This is a genomic window from Arthrobacter sp. Y3223164 (genome assembly GCF_059091005.1).
Map to the genome: position 1 here is coordinate 1 of NZ_JBNHGF010000072.1, position 10,211 is coordinate 10,211.

Annotated in this window: 9 protein-coding genes; 4 read left to right on the forward strand and 5 right to left on the reverse strand. The window is 66.6% G+C overall.

The annotated features are described in order from the left end of the window. The 4 genes from AC5RUJ_RS06040 to AC5RUJ_RS06055 form a co-directional block, all read left to right on the forward strand. Window positions 1–212: hypothetical protein (locus tag AC5RUJ_RS06040; protein ID WP_494155671.1), on the forward strand; the 212-nt coding region annotated here is incomplete at its 5' end. Then, entirely contained in the window at window positions 200–979 is a 780-nt protein-coding gene (locus tag AC5RUJ_RS06045) for a hypothetical protein (protein WP_494155672.1), read from the forward strand. The genes AC5RUJ_RS06040 and AC5RUJ_RS06045, both read left to right, overlap by 13 nt. A gap of 112 nt (window positions 980–1,091) precedes the next feature. Beyond that, window positions 1,092–2,921, forward strand: coding sequence for a dynamin family protein (locus AC5RUJ_RS06050; RefSeq protein ID WP_494127568.1), 1,830 nt, complete (start codon window positions 1,092–1,094; stop codon window positions 2,919–2,921). Continuing rightward, entirely contained in the window at window positions 2,918–4,495 is a 1,578-nt protein-coding gene (locus AC5RUJ_RS06055) for a dynamin family protein (protein ID WP_494127567.1), read from the forward strand. Before AC5RUJ_RS06050 ends, AC5RUJ_RS06055 begins: the two co-directional genes overlap by 4 nt. On the opposite strand, the gene AC5RUJ_RS06060 is transcribed toward AC5RUJ_RS06055, so the two are convergent. The 5 genes from AC5RUJ_RS06060 to AC5RUJ_RS06080 form a co-directional block, all read right to left on the reverse strand. Continuing rightward, window positions 4,400–4,969: a hypothetical protein gene (locus AC5RUJ_RS06060; RefSeq protein ID WP_494155673.1), complete on the reverse strand. Its 570-nt coding sequence runs from the start codon at window positions 4,967–4,969 to the stop codon at window positions 4,400–4,402. The genes AC5RUJ_RS06055 and AC5RUJ_RS06060 overlap by 96 nt on opposite strands. A gap of 180 nt (window positions 4,970–5,149) precedes the next feature. Continuing rightward, complete coding sequence (locus AC5RUJ_RS06065) at window positions 5,150–7,015, reverse strand: APC family permease (protein WP_494127565.1); 1,866 nt, start codon at window positions 7,013–7,015, stop codon at window positions 5,150–5,152. A 317-nt stretch (window positions 7,016–7,332) separates the two neighbouring features. Then, window positions 7,333–8,082, reverse strand: coding sequence for a ZIP family metal transporter (locus AC5RUJ_RS06070; protein ID WP_494013734.1), 750 nt, complete (start codon window positions 8,080–8,082; stop codon window positions 7,333–7,335). 133 nt (window positions 8,083–8,215) lie between these two features. Continuing rightward, a complete protein-coding gene (locus tag AC5RUJ_RS06075; RefSeq protein ID WP_494001311.1) occupies window positions 8,216–8,851 on the reverse strand; it encodes a uracil-DNA glycosylase family protein in 636 nt (211 codons plus the stop codon). A gap of 212 nt (window positions 8,852–9,063) precedes the next feature. Beyond that, window positions 9,064–10,211: molybdopterin-dependent oxidoreductase (locus AC5RUJ_RS06080; protein WP_494155674.1), on the reverse strand; the 1,148-nt coding region annotated here is incomplete at its 5' end.

Genomic DNA, 10,211 nt, shown 5'->3' on the forward strand with positions numbered 1-10,211 from the left:
ATCTGCGGGCCGAACAGGTCGGACATCAGCCCCTTGGCCTTCGGGCCTTGGACCTGGACGGGCGCCACGTCCACCTCTTCCACGGTGACGTCCCGGCGGCCACGGTCACGACGGCGGCCACGGGGGTGGCGGCCATGACGACGATGACCACGGTCACGGCGGCGGCAGGGGCAACGATCATGATGACCACGCCCACGCCGTGCAGCAACTGACGCACATCGTGAACAACTACTCGTACACCTCTACGATCGACGATCGCGACACCATCACGGACCAGTCCGTCAACCAGAACATCTGGGCCGACGGCGACGTGAACCAGTGGTTCGACAACGACGCCGTGATCGCCTCGGGCGACGACTCTGTTGCGGCTGGCGGGGACGCCACCGTGGATAACTCGACGGATAACTCCAACGACTACTCGAAGGATTACTCGACCGACAACTCCACCACCGTGACAACCGGTGACATTGAGGGCGATGTGACCGTCGGGGATACCGACATCTCCGTCGAGGACTCCTTCAACGTCGAGGACTCCTACAATGAGGATTCCTACAACGAGGACTCTTACAACGAGGACTCCTACAACACGGATGTCGACCTGGACGTCGAGGTGGAAGACTCCTTCAACGACAACTCCGACCATTCGAAGGATTACTCGACCGACAACTCCACCAACGTGGAGATCGAGGACTCGTACAACGGCAATACCACCGAGATCGAGGTCGAGGACTCGTTCAACGAGGACAATTCCACCACCGATATCGACGTGGAGGATTCCTTCAACGAGGTCGAGGTCGAGGATTCGTTCAACGAGGTCGAGGTCGAGGATTCGTTCAACGACAGCTCCACGAACACGGACGTGCAGGTGGACGACATCAACGCCGAGTTCACCGACAACTCCGTCAACGACTCCGTCATCGTCGCGGACAACGAAGTGGACATCGAAGACAGCGTTGTTGCCGAAGAGGTCGACTTCTAACCGACCCGATAACTGAATCACGACAGATCAGCTGTCCAGCAGGAGGCCGGGGGACCTCCTGCTGGACAGTGTCACGGTCCGGCCGCGGGGCCGGAAGTCAAAAGGGGATACGGTGGTCGAGCTCGTCAAGCTGGTGGATCAGGGCCAGGAATTGGCCAAGAAGGGTGAGCGCGCAGACTTGCAGCGGCGCCTGGAACAGACCCGCAAGCGATTGCAGGATCCGGCCACCCGGGTGATCGTCGTCGGTGAATTCAAGCAGGGCAAAAGCCAGCTCATTAACGCCCTGGTAAATGCGCCGGTTTGTCCCATCGACGACGACGTCGCCACCTCGGTGCCGACGGTGGTCAAGCACGGGGAGCCTGCCTCAGCCGTGATCCTGGTTCCGAAGGAACGCGCCGACTCCGGCGACGGGGACGTTGAACTGGAGCGTCTCCCGGTCGCCTTGGACGAGCTCGCCGAGCACGTCTCGGAACGGGGGAATCCGGGCAACGAGCGCCGGCTGGCAGCCGCGGAAGTCTCCCTGCCCCGGAAGGTCCTGCACGGCGGACTCGCCCTGGTGGACTCGCCGGGGGTCGGGGGACTGGACTCGGCCCATACCCTCACCACGCTGACAGCACTGCCGACGGCGGACGCCGTGCTGTTGGTCTCGGACGCATCCCAGGAGTTCACCGAACCGGAGATCCGGTTCCTGCGGCAGGCGCAACGGATTTGCCCCAATGTGGCCGGCGTCCTGTCCAAGACGGATTTGTACCCGCAATGGCGGCGCGTGGCCGAACTGGACAGGGGCCATTTGAAGCGGATCGGGGCAGACATGCCGCTGATTCCGGTCTCCTCGGAACTTCGCCTCCGGGCGGCCGAAATGCGTGACAGCGAACTGAACGCCGAATCGGGATTTCCGGAGCTGGTGGCCTACCTCCGGCAAAAGATCCTGGGCCAGACCGAGCGGCTCCAGCGGCGGTCCGTGGCGCAGGACCTGATTTCCGCCATGGACCATCTGCGGCTGTCGCTGAAGTCCGAACTGAGCGCGCTGGAGAATCCGGACGGCACCCCGGAGATGCTGGCCGAGCTGGAAACGGCCAAGGAACGCGCCGACGAGCTCCGCCGTCGTTCTTCCCGCTGGCAGGTCACGCTCAATGACGGCATGAGCGATCTCATCGCCGATATGGAATACGACTTGCGAGACCGGCTGCGCAGCATTTTGCGGGACGCCGAGCAGTCCATTGATGCCGGGGATCCCGGTCCGCAGTGGGAACAGTTTGTGCACTGGCTGGAACAGCGTGTGGCCGCGGCCGTCTCCGACACCTTCGTGTGGACGAACGAACGGTCGTTGTGGCTGGCGGAAAAGGTCGCCGAGCACTTCAACCAGGACGACGTGACCCTGCCGTTGCTGCAGGTCGATTCCACGGAGAACGTGCTCGACCCGGTCGAGGAAATCCCGGATCTGGATGCAGGACGCCTTGGAACGGTCCAGAAAATACTGATTGGCATGCGGGGTTCGTACGGCGGTGTGTTGATGTTCGGCCTCCTCACCGGGATCGCGGGCATGGCGCTGATCAACCCGATCTCGGTCGGCGCCGGCCTGCTGCTGGGAGGCAAGGCCTACCGCGAAGACAAGGAAGCCCGGTTGAAGCGCCGCCAATCGGAGGCCAAGGCCCTGGTCCGGAAACAAGTCGATGAGGTCGTGTTCCAGGTTGGCAAGCAGCTCAAGGACCGGCTCAGGATCGTCCAGCGGGCCACCCGCGACCACTTCACCGAACTGGCCGAAGAGCACCATCGCTCGCTGGCGGATTCGGTACTGGCGGCACAGAAGGCGGCAAGCCGGTTCCACCAGGAACGCGACCTGCGGATCAAGGAGCTTAAGGCGTCCCTCGCGCTCGTGGAGTCGCTGCGCAAGCAGGCGTTGGCGCTGGACGCTGCACCGCAAGTGGCTGGACAGGCATGAATACCGCGGCAGCCGGAGCGGATGTCGAAGCGGCGCGCGGGCTGGTCCAGGAAGCGATTGCAGCCTACCGCGACGAACCGGCCGTGCGTCAGGTGTTGGAGGAGTATGCCCGCCGCCTCGACGAGCCGCTGCGGATCGCCATTGCGGGCATGGTCAAAGCGGGCAAGTCAACCCTGCTCAACGCCATTATCGGCGAAGAGATTGCCCCGACCGACACGGGAGAGTGCACCCGGGTGGTCACCTGGTACCGCTTCGGCGACACTCCGCGGATTACCCTGCACCCGCGTTCTGGAGCGCCCCGGGACCTGCCGACCAAGCGCACCGACGGCCGGTTGGTGTTCGAGCTCGGCGGGGTCCAGGCAGAGGACGTCGACAGGCTCGTGGTGGACTGGCCGTCCCGAACCCTGCGGGACGTGACGTTGATCGACACGCCGGGCATTGCCTCGCTCTCCCGGGACGTGTCGGCCCGCTCCACCGATTTCCTGACGCCGGCCGACGCGCCCTCGGAGGCCGACGCGATCATCTACCTGCTGCGGCACCTGCACGCGTCCGATTTGGGTTTCTTGGAGTCCTTCCGTGATACCGCGGCCGGCCAGAGCGGTACCGTCAACGCGCTGGCGGTACTGTCCCGTGCGGACGAGGTTGGGTCCGGCCGGATCGACGCCATGCTCTCCGCCCGGGACATCGCTGCGCGGTACCGCCGTGACGGCGCGTTGCGTTCACTGGCCCTCGGGGTAGTGCCGATCGCCGGCCTCCTGGCCCAGTCGGCGCGCAGCCTGCGTCAGGCGGAATACGCCGTCCTCGCCGAGCTCGCTTCCTTGGACAGGCGGGAACGGGAGCTGCTCCTGCTGTCCGCCGACCGCTTCGTCCGTCCGGGAGGCCCGCTGTCCGCCACGCCGGAAGCGCGGGCCAAGTTGCTGGACAGGTTCGGGCTCTTCGGGCTCCGGCTGGCAGCCGCGCTGCTCCGTGGAGGCATCTCGGAGCCGACCGCGCTGGCCCACGAACTGGCCCGCCGCAGCGGGCTGGACGAATTGCTAACCGTGATGACCGGGCAGTTCCAAGCCCGGGCCGGACAGTTGAAAGCCCGGACGGCCCTGGTCGGCGTCGAAAAGCTGCTGAACGACCACCCCCGCCCGGGCGCCGCGGGAGTCGCGGCCGGCTTGGAACGGCTGCTCGCCAGCGCCCACGCCTTCCGTGAACTGCGTCTGCTGGCGGCCGCCCGCACCACCGGGCTGCCGCTGGAGCCGGAGTTGGCCGCCGAAGCTGAACGGATGATCGGCGGCGAAGGCGTCTCGGCCCCCGAACGCCTGGGGCTTCCGCGTGACGCCCCGGGCGAGGTCCTGCGGGAGCACGCCGTGGCGTGCCTGAGACGTTGGCACGCCGTGGCCGGCGACCCGCTGCGCGGCCGTGCCGTCGCCGAGGTCTGCCAGACCGTCATTCGCAGCTGCGAGGAACTGTTGGCCGGAATGCAGCCTGCTTCAGGCAGGCGGCCTGCCTCGCCGCCCCTGGTGCTCGGCACGGAACCATTGGTTGGCCCCGCTCAGGACGCTGGCGATTACCGCCGCGCCGGCTAGCACCAGCTGCAGAACCAGCATGATCCTGATGCCCAATTCCTGATCGCCGGGAGCGGCCAGGAATTCGTCGGCCAGCAGGGTCACCGCCCCGTGGACGAACAGCATGGCGAGCAGCACGAAGCGCACCTTGCCATGCCGGCGCATAAGGGCCCGCAGCAGCACGGCCTCGATCAGCATGACGAGCGCCAGCACGCACAGGGTTCCCCAGAAAACCACGACCGCGAGCGCTTCCACGGTCTCCTCGTCGGCGCCCTGCTCCAAACCGTCGATGAGCCCGCGCAGGTGCTTGAGGATCTCCTCCTGCGCGAAATACGCGAAGATCCCCGCAATCAGTCCCGAAACAAAACTGAGGATCCACAAGGCGCGGACCCTCTTGACAGCAGGCGGCGGCACCAAAGTCCCGATGATCGGAGGCGGCGTGAGGTCGGACATCTGCGGACGCGGTGGCGCGGGACGTTCCGGTTCGCCGGACATTCCCCCGGTTCCCTGAGCTCCAGGCGCCCCCATCCCTGGTTCCTGAGACATGCAGATAATCTAGCCGCCACCCAAAGCGACCGCAATGCTCGTGCCCGGGCGTGACCGCCCTCCGGCCGCCGTGCCCACGACGACGGCGGCGTGCGGCATCTCAGCGGTCAGGGCGGGCTTCCGCCGCCGCTATCCGCCCACATGGATCCCGGGCCGGTGGGCAGGGTCAGGCTCATTCTGCCTGATGATTTCGCGCACTACGGGAGCCGTGTCTCCCTCTCCCAGGAGCAGATAGCGGAAGAGGTGGCCGAGCGGATTGCCTTCAGACCATTCGAAATAGGCATGGGGGCGAACACCCGTTGCATCCCGCACGGCCAGGAGGATGGCGGCAATAGCATTCGGGGCCGCGGGGCTTTCCGCACGAAGCACCCGGTACCCGCCGACGTCGATGCCGCGGACGCGAAGCACCTTGGCGAAGGCCGAAGGGTCCACGATGTCGATTTCGAGGAACAGGACGTCAGCCGTCCCCGGGACCGGATTCATGTGCCGCTGCGCGTCTTCCTTGGCACTGTAATCGTCGTGGTTTCCGGGCCGGCGCTTGGCGATGATGTTCAGCGAGCCGTCGTTGTCCAAGGAATCGCTGATGAACCGCCGGGCAGTCTGGTCGAATTCGATACGTTCGGCGCGGAGTTCTATGGTGCGGGCGACGCGGGAGACGAGCGAGACGCCGACCATGCCGACGATGAACAGCCCGCAGATGCCGATGCCGTCGGGTTTTTCCAGGACGTTGGCCAGCAGTGCGTAGAGCAGCACCAAACTGAGGGCGCCGTACCCGGCAGCGGTGCGGCGTTTGTGGCGGCGTGCAGTCGTGACGGCGACAGCGACGGCCGCTGACACCATCATGGCCAGGATGCCTGTGGCGTAGGCTCCGGCCTGGGCGTTGACATCCGCCCCAAAACTCACGGTGAGCAGGATGCTGACCCCGGTGTAGACCAGGACGACGGGCCGGATCGCACTGGTCCATTCGGGGGCCATTCCGAAGCGCGGCAGGTAACGCGGGACGATGTTGATCAGCCCGGCCATCGCCGAGGCTCCCGCGAACCACAGGATCAAGACCGTTGCCGCGTCATAGATCGTGCCGAACCCCTCGCCGAGCAGTGCGTGCGCAAGATAGGAGAGGGCCCGGCCATCCGCGGGGCCACCCGCGGCGTAGGCCTCGGGCGGGATGAGGACGGCCGTCACGAAGCTGCTGCCCATCAGGAAACCGCTCATAACAGCCGCAGCACACGTCAGCATCTTCCGGGTATTGCGGACCCGTGAGGCGAGGCGTTGTGCGGGAGTGTGCCCCTCGGACGCCACGAGCGGCATCATGCTCACGCCGGTCTCGAATCCAGACAGGCCCAGGATCAGCAGAGGAAATGCCAGCAGCAGGGACAAGGTTAGGTTGCCGGGGCCGGGGCTGGCAACGGCCATGGCCTGCGCCCAGTCGCTGATGCGGCCGGGGTCCTGCGCGATGAGCGACAGGCCGGCCATGATGACGGCCGCATTCAGGATCACAAACGCGGTCACCAGGGGCACGGCAATGGCTACAGCCTCGCCGAATCCGATCAGGAAGATGCCCCCGAGGACCAACAGCAGCACGACGGTGACTGGAACCGGGTGGCCCTGCAAGAAGCCGGGAGAGTAGGGATTCTCGAGCAAATGCACCGTTGCGTCGGCGGCCGAGAGTGTGATGGTGATGATCCACGATGTGGCAACGAAACCGAGCAGGACGAGGATAACAACTTTCCCCTTCCAAAACGGCAGGAGCCGGTCGAGCATGGCCACCGAGCCTTCCCCGTGCGGGCTCTCCGCCGCCACGCGCCGGTAGAGCGGGAGCATTCCCAGCAAGGTGAGCCCCACAATGAGCAGCGTTGCCAGCGGCGACAGCGGTCCCGCAGCGATCAGGGCAATTCCGGGCAGGTAGGAGAGCGTGGAGAAGTAGTCAACGCCGGTCAGGCACACGACCTTCCACCAGGGATGGGGCGTCCCGCGCGCTGCGCTTTCGCGGCCCACCGGCGGAACTTTGTCCATCAACAGCCAGCGGCTAAGCGCGCGGCGAAGCGGCGGCGGGGGAGCCGGCCTCGGGACAACAGCCGGGACCGTATGTTCGAGCGACCAGCGCACCGATTTTCTCCTGTCGCCCCGGCCGGGCGGGCCCCGTTGCCCGGGGCCCTGTCGCAGGGCGCTCCCACAGTATAGATCCGTCATTGACCGGGAACGAGAGAATTTTGTGGATTCCGCATCCGGTTCCCCGCAATGGCGGGCCTGCTGATTTTCACCGTGATTGGTCCTGGTGGCAGCGTGGCCGGGGGATTGCCGCAGGGGCCGGGTTACAGCGCATCGAGGCCCAGGGCCGTGACGAACCCGAGCGCTGCCGTGAGGCCGGTGAGGATGTGATGCTCTTCGAAGGCCTCGGGGATCATGGTGTCGGCGACCATGGCCAGGATGGCGCCCGCCGCCAGCGCGTTGATGAACGCCACGAGCTCTTCCGGTGCGTCTTGCAGCGCAAGGTAGCCGACCAGTGCGCTGGCTCCGGAGAGCACGGCGATGGTGCCCCACACGCCAAAAACATAGCCCGCGCCCCGCCCGGCCTTCTTCATGCCGGCGCTGCTGGAGAGCCCTTCGGGGATGTTGGAAATGAACACGGCTCCCAACATTGCGGGGCTGACTGTTCCCCCGGCGACGAGGCCGAGGCCCAGCACGAGGGATTCAGGGATACCGTCCAGCAGGGCGCCGGCGGCGATCGCCAGGCCGCTGCCCGGGGTATCTCCTTCGGCGGGCTGCTGATTGCCGGACCGTTTGCGGTGCCTGGCCCCTTTTGTGGCCAGCAGGGCGTTCGTTGCCACGAAGAGACAGGCGCCGACGAGGAAACCTCCGATGGTCGCGCCGATCCCGCCGGTCGTTACCGCTTCGTCGACCAGTTCGAAGGCGAGCGCCGAAATAAGGACGCCGGCGCCGAAGGCCATGACCGTCGAGACAACCTTGACGGGAATGTCCCATTTCCAAGCGACGGCACAGCCGAGCACCAGCGCGGCACCGCCCATCGCCCCTACGGAAAACGCGGTCATCCACAACGGCATGGCTGTTCCTCCCGTCCAGGCTCAGGCTAGCCGCGGGAAGGCGCAGCCGCCATGGCGGGAGAGGGATTGTTTAGCCGGATGGGAGGGATGGACGGCCGGGCGCCGGCGGTGCCCGGCGAGCCGGGTCGCAGTGCTACTTGGCGGGCCGGCCCAATCCGGTCCGCGCCATGGCGTCGGCATAGGCTTCGTGCATCGCGTCCAGCCATTCCTGCTGGCGGGCAGGCGAACCCGCGAAGGCCCGGCCGCTGAGCGCCCGAACCTTGTAGGTCTTGAAGCCGCGCCGCCAGAGCAGCGGGTTCTCGGTCTTCAGCAGCAAGCCGGCGAGCCGCTGGGCTTCGGTTCCGTGTGCCACGAGCACCGAGGCCCGCGGCACCAGCGTCAGCATCTTCAGCAGCGGCTTGAGGCCGGCGTTGATCTGGTCGGGGGTGAGCTTGCCGTTGGCCTCGCCCGGGGTGAACCACGGATGCACGTTCCACGGCATCACGTATTGGGGCCGAAGGCCGAGCTGCCACTGCAGCCCGAGCATCCGCGTCGTTGCCTCCTGGTCTCCCGGCCAGATGAAACCCGTGTCCGAGGCGTGCCCGATGTTCGAGTAGAGCGAGACGATCCGGCATTCATCGGCGTCGTGGATCGGATCCACGTAAGGGACCTCGGTACCCGGCTTCAGGTCCCGCAGTTCGTCGCAGAGACGGTTAATGTCGGCGACGCCAGAGTCGTACCTGCGGTCCATGAGGTCCTTGTGCTGATCGGATACTGCCGGGCTGGTCATCGGGGTGCGGGTCTCCTGGAGGGAAGGGAAGGTGAACGGTAGGAAATCGGTGCGCCGGGGAACGACGGCGGTGCCGCCGAGGGAACGGGCAGCCGCCTGCGGCGACGGGAGGCGGCTATTGAGCATAGCAACCGAAGCTGGGCGCCTCCTGCAGACCGGCGGCGGAATCCCGGGCATCGGGCGCGGGTCCTGTGACGAAGATGACCCGGCGGTTAAGCAACGGTGAAATCAACGCTGTGCCAGCCGGTGGCGCCGTCCGGAGCAGGCGGTGCCGCCGCCTCGGTCTGCAGCGTTCCGTCCGCCTCCCAGGCACGCACCCGGAGCCGGTGCGGCCCGGCCGGAACCTCGTCCTGCACCGAGTACCACTGGCGCCAGGTGTCCACGGAAGCCTCCGCCGCCAGTTGGGCGTCCACCCAGTCGCCGTCGTCCAATTGCACCTGGACTTTTGAAAGGCCCCGGTGTTGGGCCCAGGCCGTTCCCCCAAAGGCCAGGGTCCCGGCCGGCAGGCGGGCTCCGGGCCGAGGCACCTCGATTCTCGAGGCCGTCTTGATCGGACCGCGGTCCGACCAGCCGCGGGTGGTCCAGTAGGCGGCCTTGTCCGCAAACCGCGTGAGCTCCAGGTCGACCACCCACTTGGTCGCGGACACGTATCCGTACAACCCCGGCACCACCATCCGCACGGGGAAACCGTGCTGCAGCGGCAGGGGCTCCCCGTTCATCCCGACCGCGAGCAGCGCGTCCCTCCCGTCGGTGAGCACTTCCAAGGGGGTCGAAGCAGTGAAGCCGTCGACGCTGGTGGACAGGACCATGTCCGCCTCCGGCAGGGGGCGTGCACGCGCCAGCAAGTCGCGCAGCGGATACCCCAGCCAGCGGGCGTTGCCGGCCAGGTTCCCGCCCACCTGATTCGAAACGCAGGTCAGCGTGGTGTAGCTCTCCACAAGGTCGGCCTTTAGCAACTCCTGAAAGTTAATGCTGAACTCTTCCTCAACCAGTCCGTGAACGCGCAGCTGCCATTGCCCCGGATCTACCGACGGGACGATGAGCGCAGTGTCGATGCGATAGAACTCCTCGTTGGGGGTTACGAAGGGAACCACCCCGTCCACCGGTGCCTGCACATCCTCCGGCAATGGCCCGGCAGGCCGCGCGGGGACCGGCAGCCCCAATGCCTGGCGCACCTGCCGTGCGCTGTTCCGCGCCGCCGAAACTGCGCCGGCCGCGATCTCCATGACGACGGCGACACCCGCCATCGCCGCGGCGTTCGCCAGGAAGCGGCGGCGGTCCGGAACCTCCGGCATGATGGCCGCGTCGCCCACGGACATGGGCGCGGGCCGGGGCAGGAGCCTGATCAGCCGGCGCAGGC

Bases quoted from the DNA above. Each gene is read 5' to 3' on its own strand.
- AC5RUJ_RS06060 (WP_494155673.1), bottom strand. From the start codon at position 4,969: ATGTCCGGCGAACCGGAACGTCCCGCGCCACCGCGTCCGCAGATGTCC.
- AC5RUJ_RS06070 (WP_494013734.1), bottom strand. From the start codon at position 8,082: ATGCCGTTGTGGATGACCGCGTTTTCCGTAGGGGCGATGGGCGGTGCC.
- AC5RUJ_RS06055 (WP_494127567.1), top strand. From the start codon at position 2,918: ATGAATACCGCGGCAGCCGGAGCGGATGTCGAAGCGGCGCGCGGGCTG.
- AC5RUJ_RS06075 (WP_494001311.1), bottom strand. From the start codon at position 8,851: ATGACCAGCCCGGCAGTATCCGATCAGCACAAGGACCTCATGGACCGC.